This window comes from Kitasatospora dryopteridis, assembly GCF_050749075.1.
In the GTDB taxonomy this organism is placed as follows: domain Bacteria; phylum Actinomycetota; class Actinomycetes; order Streptomycetales; family Streptomycetaceae; genus Kitasatospora.
In genome coordinates, this window is sequence record NZ_CP192749.1 from 1,552,284 (window position 1) to 1,573,591 (window position 21,308).

The 21,308-nt window shown below is 68.9% G+C and carries 14 protein-coding genes and 3 rRNA genes; 2 read left to right on the plus strand and 15 right to left on the minus strand.

What is annotated here, in order from left to right; translation table 11 throughout:
• Positions 1-90: 90 nt before the first annotated feature.
• The 13 genes from ACQ614_RS07090 to ACQ614_RS07150 form a co-directional block, all read right to left on the minus strand.
• On the minus strand, positions 91-792 hold the full coding sequence (locus ACQ614_RS07090) for a SanA/YdcF family protein (RefSeq protein WP_431683846.1): 702 nt from the start codon (positions 790-792) through the stop codon (positions 91-93).
• Between the two features lie 94 nt (positions 793-886).
• Complete coding sequence (locus ACQ614_RS07095; RefSeq protein WP_431677509.1) at positions 887-1,570, minus strand: MerR family transcriptional regulator; 684 nt, start codon at positions 1,568-1,570, stop codon at positions 887-889.
• Between the two features lie 294 nt (positions 1,571-1,864).
• Positions 1,865-2,338, minus strand: a complete 474-nt coding sequence (locus tag ACQ614_RS07100; RefSeq protein ID WP_263106328.1) for a bifunctional nuclease family protein — start codon at positions 2,336-2,338, stop codon at positions 1,865-1,867.
• Positions 2,339-2,455: 117 nt separating this feature from the next.
• Positions 2,456-3,205, minus strand: coding sequence for a transcriptional regulator FtsR (ftsR, locus tag ACQ614_RS07105; RefSeq protein ID WP_431683847.1), 750 nt, complete (start codon positions 3,203-3,205; stop codon positions 2,456-2,458).
• A 62-nt stretch (positions 3,206-3,267) separates the two neighbouring features.
• On the minus strand, positions 3,268-4,146 hold the full coding sequence (locus ACQ614_RS07110; RefSeq protein WP_363492026.1) for an FHA domain-containing protein: 879 nt from the start codon (positions 4,144-4,146) through the stop codon (positions 3,268-3,270).
• Positions 4,147-4,348: 202 nt separating this feature from the next.
• Positions 4,349-5,494, minus strand: coding sequence for a DUF881 domain-containing protein (locus ACQ614_RS07115; protein WP_431677512.1), 1,146 nt, complete (start codon positions 5,492-5,494; stop codon positions 4,349-4,351).
• 12 nt (positions 5,495-5,506) lie between these two features.
• Positions 5,507-5,839, minus strand: a complete 333-nt coding sequence (locus ACQ614_RS07120; RefSeq protein ID WP_030269510.1) for a small basic family protein — start codon at positions 5,837-5,839, stop codon at positions 5,507-5,509.
• Complete coding sequence (locus tag ACQ614_RS07125) at positions 5,836-6,861, minus strand: DUF881 domain-containing protein (protein ID WP_431677514.1); 1,026 nt, start codon at positions 6,859-6,861, stop codon at positions 5,836-5,838. Before ACQ614_RS07125 ends, ACQ614_RS07120 begins: the two co-directional genes overlap by 4 nt.
• 197 nt (positions 6,862-7,058) lie before the next feature.
• Positions 7,059-9,554, minus strand: coding sequence for a sugar phosphate nucleotidyltransferase (locus tag ACQ614_RS07130; protein WP_431677516.1), 2,496 nt, complete (start codon positions 9,552-9,554; stop codon positions 7,059-7,061).
• A gap of 134 nt (positions 9,555-9,688) precedes the next feature.
• Positions 9,689-10,297 (minus strand): CDP-alcohol phosphatidyltransferase family protein, encoded by a 609-nt coding sequence (locus tag ACQ614_RS07135; RefSeq protein ID WP_431677518.1) that lies wholly within the window; start codon positions 10,295-10,297, stop codon positions 9,689-9,691.
• A gap of 117 nt (positions 10,298-10,414) precedes the next feature.
• Positions 10,415-10,531, minus strand: a 5S ribosomal RNA gene (gene rrf / locus ACQ614_RS07140).
• A gap of 77 nt (positions 10,532-10,608) precedes the next feature.
• Positions 10,609-13,714: ribosomal RNA gene (locus tag ACQ614_RS07145) — 23S ribosomal RNA — on the minus strand.
• 276 nt (positions 13,715-13,990) lie between these two features.
• Positions 13,991-15,505 (minus strand): 16S ribosomal RNA (locus tag ACQ614_RS07150).
• The 16S, 23S and 5S rRNA genes sit together here, the layout of an rRNA operon.
• Positions 15,506-16,200: 695 nt before the next feature.
• Between ACQ614_RS07150 and ACQ614_RS07155 the strand changes: the two genes are divergently transcribed.
• Positions 16,201-16,650, plus strand: a complete 450-nt coding sequence (locus ACQ614_RS07155) for a PTS sugar transporter subunit IIA (RefSeq protein WP_431677520.1) — start codon at positions 16,201-16,203, stop codon at positions 16,648-16,650.
• Between the two features lie 82 nt (positions 16,651-16,732).
• On the plus strand, positions 16,733-18,403 hold the full coding sequence (gene ptsP, locus ACQ614_RS07160) for a phosphoenolpyruvate--protein phosphotransferase (RefSeq protein WP_431677522.1): 1,671 nt from the start codon (positions 16,733-16,735) through the stop codon (positions 18,401-18,403).
• A 106-nt stretch (positions 18,404-18,509) separates the two neighbouring features.
• Here the strand turns inward: ptsP and ACQ614_RS07165 are convergent, their stop codons facing one another.
• Together ACQ614_RS07165 and ACQ614_RS07170 are read right to left on the minus strand one after the other, a co-directional pair.
• Positions 18,510-20,528 carry an acetoacetate--CoA ligase gene (locus ACQ614_RS07165; protein ID WP_431677524.1) on the minus strand — a complete coding sequence of 673 codons (2,019 nt, stop codon included), beginning with the start codon at positions 20,526-20,528 and terminating at the stop codon, positions 18,510-18,512.
• 168 nt (positions 20,529-20,696) lie between these two features.
• Positions 20,697-21,245 (minus strand): NUDIX domain-containing protein, encoded by a 549-nt coding sequence (locus ACQ614_RS07170; protein WP_431683848.1) that lies wholly within the window; start codon positions 21,243-21,245, stop codon positions 20,697-20,699.
• Positions 21,246-21,308 lie beyond the last annotated feature (63 nt).

Sequence of the window (21,308 nt, forward strand, 5' to 3'; positions counted from 1 at the left end):
GATCATCGCGCACGGCTCTGACAATTCGTTCGAGGCGGGGTGCGTCCAAGGACGCAGGGCTGCGGGCGGGAGCGCGTCGTGCCACGCGTCCTACGGCCGGGCGGCGTCCGCGAGGGCGCGGGCGACGCCGGTCTCGGTCTCGCCGAGGAACGTCGGGTCGGGGCGCAGCAAGGCGTCCAGGGCCGCCTTGCCGGCGCCGGGGATCTCGCGCAGCCCGCCGTAGTACCAGGTGGAGTTGCGCGGCTCGTCCACGGCCACCGCGTGCGACTCGATGCCGGCGGCCTCGCACAGGGCCAGTGCGCGGCGCACGTGGAAGCCCTGGCTGACCAGCAGGGCGTGGTCGACGCCGAAGATGCGGCGGGCCCGGATGCAGGAGTCCCAGGTGTCGAAGCCCGCGTAGTCGCCGACCACCCGCTGCGCCGGCACGCCGCGCTCGGTGAGATAGTCGCGCATGGCGTCGGTCTCGTCGTAGTCGGTGGTGCTGTTGTCGCCGGTGACCAGGATCGCCTGCACCTTGTGCTGCTGATAGAGGCTCAGCGCCGCGTCCAGCCGGTGGGCGAGGTAGGGGGAGGGCTCGCCGTCGAACAGGCCGGCGCCGAAGACCACGGCGACGGGCGCGGAGGGTGCGTCGGCCACCGTGCGGACGCGGCCGTCCTGGGCCGTCCACAGCCAGGCGCTGGGCGCCAGTGCGACGGCGCTGAACACGACTGCGGCCTGGAACCAGCGGCGCCGCCCCTTCCGGTCGCCGAGCCCGGGCAGTGGCCGCTTCAGACGCGCCGCGGCCCGGCGCAGGGCCTTCAGATCCTTGATCGACACATCAGGCGGGACGCGCCGGACGGCAGCGGCGGTTCCCGCCCGGTGCGGGCCGGCCGGGCGTGGCGGTGCGTCAGACCGCGCGGTTGCGGCGGCGGGCGAGCTCGTCGGCGGGGTCGTGGCCGACCAGGGTCTCGCCGGTGTCGGTGCGCTCGGCGTGCAGTCGGCCGAGGGTAGCCTCCAGCTCCTGCCAGACCGCACCCACCGCGATGCCGAACATGCCCTGGCCGCCGCCGAGCAGGTCCACCACCTGCTGGGGGCTGGTGCACTCGTAGACGGTGGCGCCGTCGCACATCAGGGTCAGGCCGGTGAGGTCGGTGGGCTCGGCCACCTGCAGGTGGGCCACGGCGACCCGGATGTTCTGCAGCGAGACGCCGGCGTCCAGCAGCCGCTTGACGATCTTCAGCAGCAGGATGTCGCGGAAGCTGTACAGTCGCTGCGCACCGGCCGGGTACGCGGTGCGGACGCTCGGCTCGAGCAGCCCTGTGCGGGCCCAGTAGTCGAGTTGACGGTAGGTGATACCGGCGGCGGCACAGGCGGTCGGGCCGCGGTAGCCGACCAGGGCCGAGGTCGGCGGGATGCGCTCGATCGCGGGCTGGCCGGCCTGGACGGCCGGGAATCGGCCCACCCGGGGGCGGTCGCCCTCGGCCGGCTCGGCCGGGCCCTCCCAGGAACGCGGGCCCGGGGTGCGGCCGGCCCGCGGCACGTGCACGGCGCACAGGCCCCCGGCGGCGGCTTCATCGCCGTTACCGCTCATGCCTGCCTCCGTCCACTCGGTCCCGCAGCTCTCCGGACGCCGGACGGCGCCGACCGGCCGTAGCCTCCCTTGACGGTAGGCAGTCACCACAGGCCCGTCAACGATCGCCACGCCGGGGCTCCGGTCGGATGTCACTCCGGAGAGTGGTTTTTCGTGCCCCAAGTGTGGGTAGGACGGCGACTTTTTGCAAAGCGTGAGTTGCAGAGGGTCGCGGCCGGTACTACGTCTGGGAAAACGACGCGGCCGGCGGCCGCGAACGGCGCGCCGGCCCGGCGGTACCAGCAGCCCACGGGGCTACTGCTGGCCGCCCCCGAAGTCCTCGGGCGAGACCTGGTCGAGGAACTCGCGGAACTTCTCCACCTCGTCTTCCTGCTCGTCCGGGATGGCGATGCCGGCCTCGGCGAGCACGTTCTCGCTGCCGTAGATCGGCGTCCCGGTCCGCAGGGCCAGCGCTATGGCGTCCGAGGGGCGCGCGCTCACCTCGACACCGCCGGAGAAGACCAGCTCGGCGTAGAAGACGCCCTCGCGCAGGTCGCTGATCCGTACCTCGGTGAGCTGCTGGCCGAGCGCGTCGAGCACGTCCTTGAAGAGGTCGTGCGTCAGCGGCCGCACCGGGGTCATGCCCTGCTGCGCGAAGGCGATCGCGGTCGCTTCGCCCGGACCGATCCAGATCGGCAGGTACCGATCTCCCCCGACCTCCCGCAGCAGCACGATCGGCTGGTTGGAAGGCATCTCCACCCGGACACCCACGACGTCGAGCTCATTCACACTGGCAACCCTATGGCTCGCGCCGCCGATAGGAAAGCGCAGCCCTTCCCCTGCTGGTCAGCCGACATGCCCCGGGGGTGTCGCGGCCCGGCCGGCCCGCAGCAGGGGCGCCGGCGGTCAGCTCGGCCGGGCCCGCAGCCCCGCCTGCACCATGGCCGCGTGCAGCCGCACCGACAGCGTCGCCAGCTCCCGGGCGGTGGTCTCGGCGTGCGCCCGGGTCTGCGGGTTGCGGTGCCGCCGCAGCGGCGCCACGACCTGGTCCACCAGCGCGACCTCGCGGTCCGCGGCCGCCTTCATCGCCCGCAGGTGCCGGGGCTCCAACCCGTACCGGCCGAGCTCGGCGACCAGCCGGGCGATCTGCAGCGCCTCGCCGTCGTACCCGCCGTCGGCACCCGCCGCCACCAGGCCGTACGACTCCCACTCGAGGAGCTCGGCCTCCTCCGCCTCGGCCGCGGCCAGCAGTTCGGCCCGGCCGAGCCGGACGCCGGTGACCGCCCCGGCCGCGGCGACGAGCTCGCGGTCCGCCTCCTCCAGCGGCCCGGGCCTGGCCTCCGGGGCCGGCAGCGCCGGTGGCGACTCACCCCGCTCGATCGCGTCCAGGTGTTCGCGGATCACCCGCAGCGGCAGGTAGTGGTCGCGCTGCATGCGCAGCACGTACGCCAGGCGCTCGACGTCACCGGCGCTGAACTTGCGGTAGCCCGAGGGGGTGCGCTGCGGGTCGACCAGCCCCTCCGCCTCCAGGAAGCGGATCTTGGAGATGGTGACCTCGGGGAAGTCGTCCCGGAGGAAGGCCAGCACGGCGCCGATCGAGAGCAGCTCGTCGCCGCCCCTCCCCCGTGCCTCGGCCGCACGTCGTGTGGCGGGCACGGGGGTGGCCCCGAGGGTGGTGGGAGGATTCGCAGTCACACGGGCTCCTGCCGACGTCGGTTTCAGTACCCCCGGGCGTGACCGGCGAAGAACACCAGCCGGTACTTGCCGATCTGGACCTCGTCACCGTTGTTGAGCGTGACCTCGTCGATCCGCTCCCGGTTGACGTACGTGCCGTTCAGGCTGCCGACGTCCGCCACCGAGAAGCCGCCGCCGGGCAGCCGCCTGAACTCCACGTGCCGGCGCGAGACCGTCACGTCGTCCAGGAAGATGTCGCCCTGCGGGTGGCGTCCTGCCGTGGTCACGTCGGAGTCCAGCAGGAAGCGGCTGCCCGAGTTCGGGCCGCGCTGCACGATCAGCAGGGCCGAGCCCGGCGGCAGCGCGTCGATCGCGGCCAGCACCTCGGGCGACAGCGCCGGGGTGGCGCCGGTCGACGTGGCACCGGGCTCGTACGACTCGATGCCGGAGATCGAGATGGTCGACGTGGTCTCGGCGGCGCCCTCGGGCACCGGGGCGTGGCGCAGCGCCGTGCCGCAGTTGGAGCAGAACCTGGCCGTGAGGGGGTTCTGGTTGCCGCACCGCGGACACGGAGAGGTGCCAGCCATCGTCACAGCCTCCTGGCTCGGCACACCCTGCTGGACGTGCCCGGCGTAGGGGTCCGGGGTAAACCCTCCACCGGAGGTTGAGGGTGCTGCCGGGAAACCTATGCGCGGCGCGCCACCCGTTTCAACCGACGCGCCGTAGCCCTGCGCATTCCCCTCGTACGGAGCTGCGCCCTGGCCGTCGCGGAACAGCGGCCGCTCGGCGTACTGGTCCGCCTCGGGCGCGGGCCGCATGCCGGGAACGGCGGCCTCCTCACCCGGGCGGCGGTGGCGCGCGGTGGGCGCCTCGACCGAATCCTGGCGGTTGTTGCGGCCGAACAGCTTCGAGAACAGACTCACGGGCGAATCCCCTTGCGTGTGACAGACCCGCCCGCGGGGCAGGGTGACAGGCTCGGACAGGCAGCTGGCCCGGCATCCGGCCGGGCCCGAGCAGGCGGCGGAGCGCACCGCCCGGGTGGAACATCCCAGTGTGCCTCAGGTGCCTCGTCGGCCCGCCACCGGGGGTGGCGGAAACCTGACGGACCGTAGGACAGTCGACCCGTCACTTCGCCGCCGGCTTGCCGTACTGCAGCGGCTTGGGCTCGGCGAGCGCGTCGACGACGACCTTCTGCTGCTGGGTGATGACGGCGGTCGCCTGCTCCTTCTCCAAGGTGCGCACGACACCGCCCGGGATGTTGAGCGCGGGCGTCAGGTCCTGCGGGTTGCCCACGACCGTGAAGCGGAACGGCTGCGACACGCTCTTGCCGTCGATCTGCACACCGCCGTCGGGGCCGTCGGTGAAGTAGGTGCCGGCCACCACACGCACATCGTTGATCTGAATCGCCTCCGCTCCCGCCGCCCGGAGTTCCTGCAGGGTGTCCAGCAGCATATCCGCCTTCACCTGCCCCTGGGGATCATTGATCGTCAAGACGATTCCCGGCCCGGTTGCCGGCTCGGTCCCCGCGAGCACGCCCAGCTCGGTCACCTTCTTCCTGGTCTGCTCCTGAGCCTCCTTCGCCTGGTTGGAGCTGTTCTCCAACTGGGTCAGGGACTGCTCGAGCTGCGTCCTCTCCTGCTGGAGACGCTGCTGGCGGCTGTCCAGTTCGTCGAGGATGCGGACAAGATCCTCCTGGCGGGCGCCGCGCAGCTGGTTGTGGTCGTTGGTGGAGCGCACCTGGATCGCCAGGCCGAGGCCCAGCGCGAAGAGCAGCACGGCCACGACCAGCTGCCCGCGCGATATCCGCGGCGGCCACACCGCGGCCCTGAGCCTGCGGCGCGAGTCGCCCTCACCGTTGCTGCCGGCGGCCGTGTCACCGGCGGACGTGCTGTCGGCGCCGGCCGGGTTCTCCTCGTCGGCGGCCGTGTCACTGCCGGACGTGCTGTCCGCGTCGGCCGGCCCCTCCTCGGAGGCGTCCTCGGAGGAGCCTGCACCGGCCGTGTGCGGGCGCGGCCCGTCCTCTCCCGGCCCGACGGCCTCCTCGGCGGCTGCGCCGGCCGCAGCGGCCTTCTCCGGGGCCGGCTCCACCGCGGGCTCCTCGGCCACCGGCTCGGCAGGCTCGACGGCAGACGGCTCGCCAGTAGACGGCTCGGTGGCAGACGCCCCGGCGGCCGGCGGCTCGACAGCCGGCGGCTCGGCAGCAGGGTGGTCGGCGGCGGGCACGGGCTCCTGCGGCCCCGGCCGGCCCTTCGGCTTGTCGTCCTGTTCCACGACTGGTTCTCCTTACGCCCTGAACACATGCCGCCGGATCGCGGCTGCGTTGGAGAAGATCCGGATACCGAGCACCACGACGACGCCGGTGGAGAGCTGCGCCCCCACACCGAGCTGGTCGCCGAGGAAGACGATCAACGCCGCCACCACCACGTTCGACAGGAACGAGACAACGAACACCTTGTCGTTGAAGATCCCGTCCAGCATCGCGCGGACGCCGCCGAAGACCGCGTCCAGCGCCGCCACCACCGCGATCGGCAGGTACGGCACAACAGCGTCGGGCACCTCTGGCTGGACGAAGAGGCCGACGACGACGCCGATCACGAGCCCCAGAACGGCAATCACGGTGAAGGTACTCCTGTCCGGGTGGAGGTGGCTGTTCCGGCCGTACCGGCCGGTGAACTGGTGGCAGTACTGGCAGGGGCGGAAGCCGACGGCGGGGCACTGCCCGAGGGCGAGGCTCCGGCCGGGGCCGAGGACTCGGCGTTCTGCGGCCGGGCAGTCCGCAGGGTCACGCCGAGCGCGGCCGGCAGCGACATCTTCTTCTGCACCGAGAGGTTGGACTTGATGCCGTAGCTCTCCTCGATCAGCTTGAGGTAGCGCCCGGCCGAGCTGGACCTGAAGGTCTCCGCGAACCGCTCGCCGTTGCCGACCGCGAGCACGGTGTACGGCGGCACCAGCGGCCGGTTGTCCACCAGCACGGCATCACCGGCGGCGCGGATCGCCGACAGGGTGGTCAGCCGCTGGCCGTTGATCGAGATCGCCTCGGCGCCGGACAGCCACAGCCCGTTCACCACGAGCTGCAGGTCCCGGTCGCGCAGCCGGCCGGTGTTGCTGAAGCCCTCGGCCTCCCGCGGGTTGCTCACCGAGCCGCCCGCGCCGGTGCCCGCCGCGTCCTCGATGACCAGCTTCACTCCGGGCCCGCTGATCTCCCCGGTGCCCGTACGGGCCGCCAGCTGCGCCAGCCGGTCGTCCCCGCCGACGGGAAGCGCGTCCTGCTGCGCCCGGCCCACCCGGTCCCGCAGGTCCTCGACCTGCCGCTGCAGGTCGTCGGCGGTCCTGGTGGAGTCGTTGACGCGGTGCACGAGCGCGTCCCGCTCCTTGGCGAGCGTCGGCTCGGCCTTGAAGGTGTTCACCCCGCCCACGGTCACCACGGTCGCGGCCAGCGCCAGCCCGACGGCCAGCGTGAGCTTGCCCCGCAGGGTCCTCGGCAGCCGGCTCGGGCCCTCGGAACGGCGGGCCGCCTCGGCGTAGCCCTCGTCCAGACTGTGGTCCATCACATTGGTCAGCAGGGACATCGAGGCGTCCGGACGGTTGAACCGTCCGTTGCGGTCGCTCGGCGTCGGCGTTGCTGGCATGCAGGCCATCGTCCCATGTCGCCGGGGCCGCGTACGCACAGCCCCCGTTGTAGGGCCCGAAACGGCACCCCAACCGTGACCGGGCGCTGGTCGAAAACGTGACCGGCCGGGGTGGGGCGGCCCTTCGCCGCCCCGCCCCGGCCGGTTTCACCGCGCGGGTGGTCAGCGCCCCTCGTGGGGCGCCCTGCGCCTTCGCAGACGCGTTGCTAGCGTCCCGCGGAGTCCACCACGGACGCCCACTCGTCGAGCAGCTGCTCGGCAGCCTGGTCGTCCGGGCCCTCCGCCCACAGGTGGGTGACCGCCTCCGCGGGGTCCGGCAGGACGAGCGTCCAGCGCCCGTCCGCCTCCACCACGCGGACGCCGTCCGTGGTGTCCAGCCGCCGGTTCCCGGCCGCCTCCACCACCGAACGCATCACCATGCCCTTGGCCGCCCACGGCGTCGCGATGTCGCGCCGCTGGATGTGGGCCTGCGGGATGCGCGCATCGATCTGGCTCAGCGTGAGCTGGGTGCGCGCCACCAGGCCGACCAGGCGGACGAACGCCGCCGGGCCGTCCAGCACCCCGCTGAACTCGGGCACCACGAAGCCGCCGCGGCCGTCGCCGCCGAAGACCGTGCCCTCGTCGGCGGCCGCCTTCGCCAGGTCGTCCGGCGAGGTGGTCGTCCAGGTCACCTGGGTGCCGTGGTACGCGGCGACCTGTTCGGCGATCCGCGTGGTCGTCACCGGCAGTGCCACCTGGCCGCTGCGCCGCTCGGCGGCGACCAGGTCGAGCAGCACCAGCAGCGCCCGGTCGTCCTGGATGACCCGGCCGAGCTCGTCCACGAAGGACACGCGCTCGCCGACCGGGTCGAAGCGGACCCCGAAGGCGGCCCGCGAGGAGGAGACCAGCTCGCCGAGCCTGGCCAGGGCCGCCCGCCGCTCCTCGGCGTCCTCGGTCGGCCGTGCCTCGTCCAGGCCGCTGTCGACGGTGAGCGTCTCCACGCCGAGCCGGCCGAGGATGCTCGGGAGAACGAGCCCCGCACTGCCGTGCGCGGCGTCCACGACGACCTTCAGGCCCGCCTCGCGCACCCCGCTGGTGTCGACCGCCCGCAGCAGGTTCCGCGCGTACGAGTCGAACACGCTGGACGGGTGCAGCAGGTCGCCGATCTCGCCGGGGAAGGCCCGCCGGAACTCCTGGCGGGCGTAGACACGGTCCAGCTTCCGCTGGCCGGCCTGCGAGAGGTCCGCGCCGTTCGCATCGAAGAACAGGATGTCCAGCGAGTCCGGCACACCGGGCGTCGTCCGCAGGAAGATGCCGCCCGCGCTGCCGCGCGCGGTGTTCTGCCGGGCGACCGGCATCGGCACGTTCTCCAGGTCGCGGACGTCGATGGCGCTGGTCTGCAGCGCCGAGATCATCGCCCGCTTGAGTGCCCGGGCACCACGCGAGTGGTCACGCGCAATGGTGACGGTCGCACCCTTCTTCAGCGTGGTCGCGTACGCCCCGGCCAGCCGCACGGCCAGCTCCGGGGTGATCTCCACGTTGAGGATGCCGGAGACGCCGCGGACACCGAAGAGGTGCTCCTGGCCGCGGGACTCCCAGATCACCGAGGTGTTGACGACCGCGCCGGCCTCGATGGTCTTGAACGGGTACACCCGGACGTTGCCCGCCAGCAGCGACTCCTCGCCGATCAGGCACTCGTCGCCGACGACCGCCCCCTCGTCGATCCGGGCCGCCCGCATGACGTCCGTGTTCTTGCCGATCACGCAGCCGCGGAGGTTGCTCTGCGGGCCGACGTACACGTTGTCGTGGATGACGGCCTTGTGCAGGAAGGCACCGCGCTTGACGACCACGTTGCTGCCCAGCACGGTGTGCTCGCGCAGCTCCACGCCGGCCTCGACCTTGGCGTAGTCGCCGATGTACAGCGGACCGCGCAGCACCGCCTCGGGGTCGACCTCGGCACCCTCGGCCACCCACACGCCGGGGGAGATCTCGAAGCCGTCCAGCTCGACCTCGACCTTGCCCTCGAGGACGTCCGCCTGGGCCTTCAGGTAGCTCTCGTGGGTGCCCACGTCCTCCCAGTAGCCCTCGGCGATATAGCCGTAGACCGGCTTGCCCTCCTTGAGCAGCTGCGGGAAGACGTCGCTCGACCAGTCGACCGACTCGCCGGCCGCGACGTACGAGAACACCTCGGGTTCCATCACGTAGATGCCGGTGTTCACCGTGTCGGAGAAGACCTGGCCCCAGGTCGGCTTCTCGAGGAAGCGCTCGACCCGGCCCTCGTCGTCGGTGATGGTGATGCCGAACTCCAGCGGGTTCGGCACCCGGGTCAGGCACACCGTGACCAGCGCGCCCTTCTCCCGGTGGAAGGCGATGAGCTCGGAAAGATCGAAATCGGTGAGGGCGTCACCGGAGATCACCAGAAACGAGTCGTCCTTGAGCGCGTCCTCGGCGTTCTTCACACTGCCCGCGGTACCCAGCGGGACCTCTTCGTTGGCATAGGTGAGGTTCATCCCCAGGTCTTCGCCGTCCCCGAAGTAGTTCTTCACCAGGGAGGCCAGGAACTGGACGGTCACCACGGTGTCCGTGAGACCGTGCCGCCGTAGCAGCCGGAGCACATGCTCCATGATCGGCCGGTTGGCCACGGGCAGGAGCGGCTTGGGCATGCTCGACGTCATCGGACGGAGCCGAGTGCCCTCGCCACCCGCCATCACAACGGCTTTCATTTCGGGTGCGTCCTCCTTGTGCGGTGGTGAACCCTGCAGATCCATCAAACCGTTCAAGGGCTTCTCTACCCGGATAAAAACGTCCGACTCACCGTGTCGCGGCAAGTCGGACGTGAAGATCTTGTCAACAGCACTCAGACAGCCGGGCGGTCCGCCCGCACGAGCTGCCTGGCCTGGACCGCATAGAGGATGCCGGCCCACCAGTAGAGGGTCGTGCCCCACCAGATGAATGCCCAACTGACCGGTTCGGCAACCGTGGCGAGCCAGCTCTCGCCGTTGCCCAGCAGCAGAAGCGGAAACGCATACATCAGATTGAACGTGGCCGCCTTGCCCAGGAAACTCACCTGCAACGGGCCATACCCGTGCCGGTTGAGAATCGGCAGCAGCGACGCGATGAACACCTCGCGCGCCAGCAGGACCGCCGTCACCCACAGCGGCAGGATGTCCCGCCAGGTCAGACCGACGAGCGTGGAGAGCACGTAGAGCCGGTCCGCCGCCGGGTCCAGGATCTGCCCGAGCCGGCTGATCTGCCCCCAGCGCCGGGCGAGCTTGCCGTCGAGGTAGTCGCTCACCCCGCTGAGCATCAGGATGACGATCGCCCAGCCGTCGTTGTTCGGCCCGCCGAACACCGGCCACAGGATCAGCCACAGGAAGATGGGAACGCCGACCAGCCGGCCGATGCTCAGCAGGTTGGGGATGGTGAGGACGCGGTCGGTCTGCACGCGCGTCTCCTGAACCTCCACCTGGGACCCTCCTGATAGCTGTACCGCTCGACGCGCTCACCGGTCGACTGTGCGGGGTTGACCCTACAACAACAAAGCCCCCACCCTGCGCGGGTGGGGGCTTCTCTTTGAAGAATTGTTCGGCGGCGTCCTACTCTCCCACAGGGTCCCCCCTGCAGTACCATCGGCGCTACGAGGCTTAGCTTCCGGGTTCGGAATGTGACCGGGCGTTTCCCTCGCGCTATGACCACCGAAACACTGTGAAACACATCGAACGACCGGCACAAGGCCTGTTCGTGGTTTCAGAACCAACACAGTGGACGCGAGCAACTGAGGACAAGCCCTCGGCCTATTAGTACCGGTCAACTCCACCCCTCACGGGGCTTCCATATCCGGCCTATCAACCCAGTCGTCTACTGGGAGCCTTACCCTCTCCAGGAGGTGGGAGTGCTCATCTCGAAGCAGGCTTCCCGCTTAGATGCTTTCAGCGGTTATCCCTCCCGAACGTAGCCAACCAGCCATGCCCTTGGCAGGACAACTGGCACACCAGAGGTTCGTCCGTCCCGGTCCTCTCGTACTAGGGACAGCCCTTCTCAACACTCCTACGCGCACAGCGGATAGGGACCGAACTGTCTCACGACGTTCTAAACCCAGCTCGCGTACCGCTTTAATGGGCGAACAGCCCAACCCTTGGGACCTACTCCAGCCCCAGGATGCGACGAGCCGACATCGAGGTGCCAAACCATCCCGTCGATATGGACTCTTGGGGAAGATCAGCCTGTTATCCCCGGGGTACCTTTTATCCGTTGAGCGACGGCGCTTCCACAAGCCACCGCCGGATCACTAGTCCCTACTTTCGTACCTGCTCGACCCGTCAGTCTCACAGTCAAGCTCCCTTGTGCACTTACACTCAACACCTGATTGCCAACCAGGCTGAGGGAACCTTTGGGCGCCTCCGTTACCCTTTAGGAGGCAACCGCCCCAGTTAAACTACCCACCAGACACTGTCCCTGATCCGGATCACGGACCCAGGTTAGACATCCAGCACGACCAGAGTGGTATTTCAATGTCGACTCCACAACAACTGGCGTTGCTGCTTCAAAGTCTCCCACCTATCCTACACAAGCCGAACCGAACACCAATATCAAGCTATAGTAAAGGTCCCGGGGTCTTTCCGTCCTGCTGCGCGAAACGAGCATCTTTACTCGTAATGCAATTTCACCGGGCCTGTGGTTGAGACAGTCGAGAAGTCGTTACGCCATTCGTGCAGGTCGGAACTTACCCGACAAGGAATTTCGCTACCTTAGGATGGTTATAGTTACCACCGCCGTTTACTGGCGCTTAAGTTCTCAGCTTCGCCCGACCGAAATCGGACTAACCGGTCCCCTTAACGTTCCAGCACCGGGCAGGCGTCAGTCCGTATACATCGCCTTACGGCTTCGCACGGACCTGTGTTTTTAGTAAACAGTCGCTTCTCGCTGGTCTCTGCGGCCACCCCCAGCTCGGAGTGCAAGACTCGTCACCGGGGCTGGCCCCCCTTCTCCCGAAGTTACGGGGGCATTTTGCCGAGTTCCTTAACCACAGTTCACCCGAACGCCTCGGTATTCTCTACCTGACCACCTGAGTCGGTTTGGGGTACGGGCCGCCATGAAACTCGCTAGAGGCTTTTCTCGACAGCATAGGATCATCCACTTCACCACAATCGGCTCGGCATCGGGTCTCAGACTATGTGTCACGCGGATTTGCCTACGTGACGTCCTACACCCTTACCCCGGGACAACCACCGCCCGGGCTGGACTACCTTCCTGCGTCACCCCATCGCTCACCTACTACCACCTTGGGCCGCCGGCTCCACCACTCCCCTTCACCCGAAGGATCCGGGGCGGCTTCACGGGCTTAGCATCAGAGGGTTCAGCGTTGGCGCTTCACAGCGGGTACGGGAATATCAACCCGTTGTCCATCGACTACGCCTGTCGGCCTCGCCTTAGGTCCCGACTTACCCTGGGCAGATCAGCTTGACCCAGGAACCCTTGGTCAATCGGCGCAAGAGTTTCCCACTCTTGTATCGCTACTCATGCCTGCATTCTCACTCGTGAACCGTCCACGACTCGATTCCTCGGCCGCTTCACCCGGCACACGACGCTCCCCTACCCATCACAGCGGGCGTTGGCCCTATTGCTGCAATGACACGACTTCGGTGGTGTGCTTGAGCCCCGCTACATTGTCGGCGCGGAATCACTTGACCAGTGAGCTATTACGCACTCTTTCAAGGGTGGCTGCTTCTAAGCCAACCTCCTGGTTGTCTCTGCGACTCCACATCCTTTCCCACTTAGCACACGCTTGGGGACCTTAGTCGGTGTTCTGGGCTGTTTCCCTCTCGACCATGGAGCTTATCCCCCACAGTCTCACTGCCGCGCTCTCACTTACCGGCATTCGGAGTTTGGCTAAGGTCAGTAACCCGGTGAGGCCCATCGCCTATCCAGTGCTCTACCTCCGGCAAGAAACACGCGACGCTGCACCTAAATGCATTTCGGGGAGAACCAGCTATCACGGAGTTTGATTGGCCTTTCACCCCTAACCACAGGTCATCCCCCAGGTTTTCAACCCTGGTGGGTTCGGTCCTCCACACGGTCTTACCCGCGCTTCAACCTGCCCATGGCTAGATCACTCCGCTTCGGGTCTTGGGCATGCAACTCGAACGCCCTATTCGGACTCGCTTTCGCTACGGCTACCCCACACGGGTTAACCTCGCTACACACCGCAAACTCGCAGGCTCATTCTTCAAAAGGCACGCAGTCACAGTCCGAAGACTGCCCCCACGGCTTGTAGGCACACGGTTTCAGGTACTATTTCACTCCGCTCCCGCGGTACTTTTCACCATTCCCTCACGGTACTATCCGCTATCGGTCACCAGGGAATATTTAGGCTTAGCGGGTGGTCCCGCCAGATTCACACGGGATTTCTCGGGCCCCGTGCTACTTGGGAAATAGGCAAGCAAGCCGCTGATGTTTCGTCTACGGGGGTCTTACCCTCTACGCCGGACCTTTCGCATGTCCTTCGACTACACCAACGGTTTCTGACTCGCCGACCGGCCGGCAGACCGGTCAAGCCCACTCCCACAACCCCGTCACGGCAACCCCTGCCGGGTCTCACACCATGACGGTTTGGCCTCATCCGGTTTCGCTCGCCACTACTCCCGGAATCACGGTTGTTTTCTCTTCCTGCGGGTACTGAGATGTTTCACTTCCCCGCGTTCCCTCCACATACCCTATGTGTTCAGGTATGGGTGACAGCCCATGACGACTGCCGGGTTTCCCCATTCGGACACCCCCGGATCAAAGCTCGGTTGACAGCTCCCCGGGGCCTATCGCGGCCTCCCACGTCCTTCATCGGTTCCTGGTGCCAAGGCATCCACCGTGCGCCCTTAAAAACTTGGCCACAGATGCTCGCGTCCACTGTGCAGTTCTCAAACAACGACCAGACACCCAAACTCCGACACTGCCAAGCAGCGCCCTCGCATGGGGCCGGCATCCACGAGGAAACCATCGTTCCCTCAGGACCCAACAGCGTGCCCGACCCACCCGGCGGTGATCCACGTTCCACGCCCCGAAGAGCAGTACTGGTGACCCCTTACCGTGTGTGCCGAATAGTCAACGTTCCACCCATGAGCGAGCACTCCGGAACACTCGTCCGAAGCTGCTGTGTGCTCCTTAGAAAGGAGGTGATCCAGCCGCACCTTCCGGTACGGCTACCTTGTTACGACTTCGTCCCAATCGCTGGTCCCACCTTCGACGGCTCCCTCCCAAGGGTTAGGCCACCGGCTTCGGGTGTTACCGACTTTCGTGACGTGACGGGCGGTGTGTACAAGGCCCGGGAACGTATTCACCGCAGCATGCTGATCTGCGATTACTAGCAACTCCAACTTCATGGGGTCGAGTTGCAGACCCCAATCCGAACTGAGACCGGCTTTTTGGGATTCGCTCCGCCTCGCGGCATCGCAGCCCTTTGTACCGGCCATTGTAGCACGTGTGCAGCCCAAGACATAAGGGGCATGATGATTTGACGTCGTCCCCACCTTCCTCCGAGTTGACCCCGGCAGTCTCCTGTGAGTCCCCGACATTACTCGCTGGCAACACAGAACAAGGGTTGCGCTCGTTGCGGGACTTAACCCAACATCTCACGACACGAGCTGACGACAACCATGCACCACCTGTACACCGACCACAAGGGGGCTGATATCTCTACCAGTTTCCGGCGTATGTCAAGCCTTGGTAAGGTTCTTCGCGTTGCGTCGAATTAAGCCACATGCTCCGCTGCTTGTGCGGGCCCCCGTCAATTCCTTTGAGTTTTAGCCTTGCGGCCGTACTCCCCAGGCGGGGAACTTAATGCGTTAGCTGCGGCACCGACGACGTGGAATGTCGCCAACACCTAGTTCCCAACGTTTACGGCGTGGACTACCAGGGTATCTAATCCTGTTCGCTCCCCACGCTTTCGCTCCTCAGCGTCAGTAATGGCCCAGAGATCCGCCTTCGCCACCGGTGTTCCTCCTGATATCTGCGCATTTCACCGCTACACCAGGAATTCCGATCTCCCCTACCACACTCCAGCCTGCCCGTATCGAATGCAGACCCGGGGTTAAGCCCCGGGCTTTCACATCCGACGCGACAGGCCGCCTACGAGCTCTTTACGCCCAATAATTCCGGACAACGCTCGCACCCTACGTATTACCGCGGCTGCTGGCACGTAGTTAGCCGGTGCTTCTTCTGCAGGTACCGTCACTTGCGCTTCTTCCCTGCTGAAAGAGGTTTACAACCCGAAGGCCGTCATCCCTCACGCGGCGTCGCTGCATCAGGCTTTCGCCCATTGTGCAATATTCCCCACTGCTGCCTCCCGTAGGAGTCTGGGCCGTGTCTCAGTCCCAGTGTGGCCGGTCGCCCTCTCAGGCCGGCTACCCGTCGTCGCCTTGGTAGGCCATTACCCCACCAACAAGCTGATAGGCCGCGGGCTCATCCTGCACCGCCGGAGCTTTCCACCCACCCCCATGCAGGGGCGGGTCGTATCCGGTATTAGACCCCGTTTCCAGGGCTTGTCCCAGAGTGCAGGGCAGATTGCCCACGTGTTACTCACCCGTTCGCCACTGATCCACCCCGAAGGGCTTCACCGTTCGACTTGCATGTGTTAAGCACGCCGCCAGCGTTCGTCCTGAGCCAGGATCAAACTCTCCGTGAATGATGACCCGTTATCGGGTGCACACTCGCGTTGAGCGGCACGGCAACCACCGGAATAGGGCGGTCCCGCGCACTGCGTCCTCGCTGTGTTATTTCCAAAGGAATCTCCAACCGATCCACACGGACCGGCCGGGGATGTCAACATATCTGGCGTTGACTTTTGGCACGCTGTTGAGTTCTCAAGGAACGGACACTTCCTTCGGACCGCCTTCCAGCGGACCCTCCGGGCGTTTCGCTCTTTCGTGTTTCCAGCTTATCAGAACGTTTACCGGCCGTTGACCGGATCTTTGCGTTCCCGACTTGCTGAGTTAACCATCGCGCCGTGGCGACTCGAGCAACGATAGCCGCTCCCCGGCCGAGCGCCTAATCGAGTCGCACCAGGGTCACCCGGTCGGCGTACCGGCCCTCCGTCGCACCGCGGCGCGCAGGCGATCGTCGGCAGTCGCCCGCATGCCGTAGAGTGCGCGCATCGGCGCAGAGGACTAGACCACTTGAGTCGGCTCGGGCCCGTCGTTACTGCGCCGACGGCCGGCGCGCGGCGGTTCGGTGCTGCCCGAGCAGGGCGCGTCCCCGCTCGGCCCACCCTGTCGTTACGCGCCGGTATGTCCGAAGTTGACATGATTTAGGCTTCAGCTGATGCCGACGCCGCTGCAACGCGGCCGCACGCGCTGTACTCCGCACCTGGGAGGCTCCACCATGACCACTGTGACCTCGCCGCTCGCCGGTCGGGCCGTCGGACTGGCCAATGTGCCGGACCCCGTCTTCGCCGGCGCGATGGTCGGGCCCGGCACCGCCATCGACCCGGTGCGCGAGCCCACCGAGGCGGTCGCGCCGGTGGACGGGCTCGTGGTCTCGATGCACCCGCACGCCTTCGTCGTCGTGGACGCGGACGGGCACGGCGTGCTGACCCACCTGGGCATCGACACGGTGCAGCTGAACGGCGAGGGCTTCGAGCTGCTCGTCGGCAAGGGCGACGAGGTCAAGCGGGGCCAGCCGGTGATCCGCTGGAACCCGGCCGCGGTCGAGGCCGCCGGAAAGTCGCCCATTTCGCCGATCGTCGCGCTGGAGGCCTCCTCGGAGGCGCTGTCCGGTGTCGCCGAGACCGGCGAGGTCGCCACCGGCGGCGAACTCTTCACCTGGAACTGACGTCCCGGGTGCGGACCGGCGGGACGGTGCGCACTCTGCAATCGGGAGCCCGAGCCTGGCCGGGTGAAAGGAAACTCAGAACGTGGAACCGATGCTTCGCGGCGTAGGGGTCAGCCACGGGGTCGCCATCGGCCCGGTGCGGCACATGGGGACGGCGGTACTGGAGCCCCCGGCGACGCAGATACCCAGCGAGGACGCCCCGCACGAGCAGGCGAGGGCGCAGGCCGCGGTCGACGCGGTCGCCGCCGACCTGATCGCGCGCGGCAACCTGGCCGGCGGTGAGGCGCAGGCCGTGCTCGAGGCGCAGGCGCTGATGGCGCAGGACCCTGAGCTGATGGCGGACGTCAGCCGTCGGATCGCCGTCGGCAGCAGTGCCGAGCGGGGCATCTACGACGCCTTCGCCGCCTACCGGGCGCTGCTCGCCTCGGCGGGCGACTACCTGGCCGGCCGGGTGGCCGACCTGGACGACGTCCGGAACCGGATCGTGGCCCGGCTGCTCGGTGTGCCGATGCCCGGCGTGCCGGACAGCGACGAGCCGTACGTGCTCTTCGCGCACGACCTCGCTCCGGCGGACACGGCGCTGCTGGACCCGACGCTGGTGCTGGGGTTCGTCACCGAGGAGGGCGGGCCGACCAGCCACAGCGCGATCCTGGCACGGGCGCTCGGGGTGCCGGCGGTCGTGGCGCTGCCCGGGGCCACCGGCGTGGCCGAGGGTGTCGTCGTCGCGGTCGACGGCAGCAGCGGCGAGGTGCTGGTGAACCCGTCGGACGACAAGCAGGAGGAGCTGCGCCGGCTGGCGGCCGAGCGGAAGGCGGCGCTGGCCGCGTCCTCCGGGCCCGGCCGGACCTCGGACGGGCACCTGGTGCCGCTGCTGGCGAACATCGGCGGCCCGGCGGACCTGCCGGCGGCGCTGGGGGCCGAGGCGGAGGGCGTCGGCCTGTTCCGCACCGAGTTCCTCTTCCTCGACGACTCGGCGAAGGCCCCGAGCGAGGAGAAGCAGTACGAGGCGTACCGGAAGGTGCTGGAGGCCTTCCCGGAGCGGCGGGTCGTCGTCCGGGTGCTGGACGCCGGTGCCGACAAGCCGCTCGACTTCCTGACGCCGGCGGACGAACCGAACCCGGCGCTCGGGGTGCGCGGGCTGCGGACGCTTCTTGAGCACCCGGAGGTGCTGGCGGCGCAGCTGCGGGCGCTGGCCAGGGCGGCCGAGGGGCTGCCGGTGCACCTGGAGGTCATGGCGCCGATGGTGGCCGACCGCCAGGATGCGAAGGCCTTCGCCGAGGCCTGCCGTGAGGCGGGGCTGCAGGCGAAGTTCGGTGCGATGGTGGAGATCCCGTCGGCGGCGCTGCGGTCGCGGTCGATCCTCCAGGAGGTGGAGTTCCTGTCGCTGGGGACGAACGACCTGGCGCAGTACACCTTCGCGGCGGACCGGCAGGTGGGTGCGCTGGCCCGGTTGCAGGACCCGTGGCAGCCGGCGCTGCTGGACCTGATCGCGCTGTCGGCCGAGGCCGCGCAGACGGTCGGCAAGAGCTGCGGGGTGTGCGGCGAGGCGGCATCCGACCCGCTGCTCGCCTGTGTGCTCACCGGGCTCGGGGTGACGAGCCTGTCGATGGGTGCCGCGTCGATCCCTTATGTGCGGACGGCGCTGGCCAAGTACACGCTGGCGCAGTGCCGGCGGGCCGCTGCGGCGGCGCGGGCTGCGGACAACGCGGCCGACGCGCGGGCGGCGGCGCACCAGGTGCTGTCCGGCGAGTAGGCGCCCCGGGGCAGGGCCGGGGCCGCAGGGGCGCTTCCACCGTGGGGGTTGGAAGCGCCCCTGCTCGCATGTCCGGGGTCGGACGGCGACGGTCGGCGGGGCGGGCTCAGCTGCGGCGCTCGGCGCCCAGGCGCTCGAAGAACCGCAGGTGGTCGAGGTTGTCGACCGAGCCGGGGTTGACCGCCTTCTCCAGCGGGGTGCCCGACAGCAGCCGCTTGACCGGGACCTCGATCCGCTTGCCGGTGAGGGTGTGCGGAAGGCCGTGGACGGCGATGATCTCGTCCGGGACGTGGCGGGGCGAGAGCTGGGTGCGGAGCTCGGTGCGGACACGGGCGCGCAGCGAGTCGTCGAGGTCCGCGCCGGGGGCGAGGACGACGAAGAGCGGCATCCAGTACCCGCCGTCGGGCTCCTCGACGCCGATGACCAGGGACTCGGCGATCTCGGGGAGGCGTTCGACGACCTCGTAGATGTCGGAGGAGCCCATCCGGACGCCCTGGCGGTTGAGCGTGGAGTCGGAGCGGCCGTGGATGATCACCGTGCCGCGGGAGGTGACGGTGATCCAGTCGCCGTGGCGCCAGACGCCCGGGTACATGTCGAAGTAGCTGTCCCGGTAGCGGGTGCCGTCGGGGTCGTTCCAGAAGCCGATGGGCATGGAGGGCAGCGGCTTGGTGACGACGAGCTCGCCGACCTGGTCGGTGAGGGGGTGGCCCTGGACGTCCCAGGACTCGACGGCGGCGCCGAGGCAGGGGGCCTGGATCTCGCCGAGGTGGACGGGGAGGGTGGGGACGCCGCCGACGAAGCAGCTGCAGACGTCGGTGCCGCCGCTGACGGAGGCGAGCCAGACGTCCTGCTTGACCTCGTCGTAGATCCACTGGAAGCCGTCGGGCGGCAGCGGGGAGCCGGTGGTGCCGATGCAGCGGACGGCGGAGAGGTCGAGGTCGCGGCCGGGGTGGAGGCCGGCCTTGCGGCTGGCGATCACGTAGGCGGCGGAGGTGCCGAGGACGGTGGCGCGGGTGCGGGCGGCGACGGACCAGAGGGCGCCGGTGTCGGGGTGGCCGGGGCTGCCGTCGTAGGTGACGATCGTGGACCCGACGAGGAGGCCGGCGACGAGGAAGTTCCACATCATCCAGCCGGTGGAGGTGTACCAGAGGAAGCGGTCCTCGGGGCCGAGGTCGAGGTGGAGCGAGGCCTGCTTGAGGTGCTCGACGAGGATGCCGCCCTGGCTCTGCACGATGGCCTTGGGCAGGCCGGTGGTGCCGGAGGAGTAGAGGACCCAGAGCGGGTGGTCGAAGGGGACCGGCTCGAAGACGGGCTCGGTGTCGCCGGCGACGAGCTCCGCCCAGTCGAGGGCGCCGTCGGGGGCCGGGCCGCCGAGCAGCGGGATGTGGACGACGGTGCGCAGCGAGGGGAGTTCGCGGCGGAGCTCGGCGACGACCTCGGTGCGGTCGTGGTCCTTGCCGCCGTAGTGGTAGCCGTCGATGGCGAAGAGGACGGTCGGCTCGATCTGCTGGAGGCGGTCGAGGACACTGCGGGCGCCAAAGTCGGGGGCGCAGGACGTCCAGACGGCGCCGACGGCGGCGGTGGCGAGGAGGGCGACGACGGCCTGCGGGATGTTCGGCAGGTAGGCGCCGACGCGGTCGCCGGGGCGGACGCCCTGGGCGCGGAGGGCGGCGGCGAGCGAGCCGACCTGGCGGCGGAGCTCGGCCCAGGTGAGGGCGGCGGGATGCTCGGTGGTCTCGTCCAGGTGGAGGATCGCGGGCGTGTCGGCCCGGTCGGCGTCCTCGGCGGCGCGGAGCGCGTGCTCGGCGTAGTTGAGGCGGGCACCGGGGAACCAGCGGGCGCCGGGCATGGCCTGGTCGGCGAGGACGGCCTCGGGGGCCGTGGTGAAGCGGACGTCGAACCACTCGGTGACCGCTGTCCAGAAGCGCTCGAGGTCGGCGGTCGACCAGGCGTGCAGGGCGGCGTAGCGGGCGGCGGCCTGCTCGTCGTCGGCGGCCGGGGCGAGCGGGGCCGCGGGGGCGTCGTGGTGCTCGGCGGCCCAGGCCTGGAAGGCGACGATCCGGGCGGCTGCGGCGCGGGCCGGGTCGGGGCGCCAGAGCGGTCGGCCTTCGGGTGGGGTGCTCACGGTGGTGGTCTCCCGGGGTGGGGCGCCCCCGCCGAGGGCCGGGGCGGTGGGCGGGGCTGCTTGTGGCGGGCCGCCCGCGTGGTGGCTGACGAGCAGACCTTGCCATGTGATCGTCGGGCGCGCCAGGGCCCCCGGGCGGGGGCGGGGCCCGGCCGCGGCGGCGTGGTCTCAGGCGAGGTGGGCGTAGTCGCCGTTGAACCAGGCGTGGGCCACTCGGGTGTGGAAGGGGAAGGCCAGCCGGGAGGCGGTGGGCATGAACTGCCAGCCCTCGGTCTCGGTGGTGGGGACGGAGGGCGGGAGCTCCTCGATGCGGCGGGCGGGGAGCATGCCGAAGAGGCAGAGGAAGCCGCCGGCGGTGTCGGAGTCGGTGGCGACCAGGGCGACCCGGGTGTGGTCGGCCTCGATGCCGGTCTCCTCGCGGAGCTCGCGCACGCAGGCCTGCTGCCAGCTCTCCCCGTAGTCGATGTAGCCGCCGGGGAGGGCGAGCTCGCCGTAGCCGGGCTCGATGGTGCGGCGGATGACCACCAGGCCGTTGGACTCGGGGGCGACGACGGGGAGGAGGGTGACGACCACGGGCAGCGGGTTGCGGTAGCTGATCTCGTTGCAGCCGGGGCAGGTGCGGGGCCACCCGACGGTGCCGGGGCTGTAGGGGGCGCCGCACCAGTGGCAGTGCGAGCCGGGGCCGTAGGTCGTCCGGTCGGCCTGGTGTGTGGTCATGGGGTGGATGGTACTGCGGCGGGCGGGGCGTCGGCGGTGGTGTTTCTGACGGGCTGTCGGGCC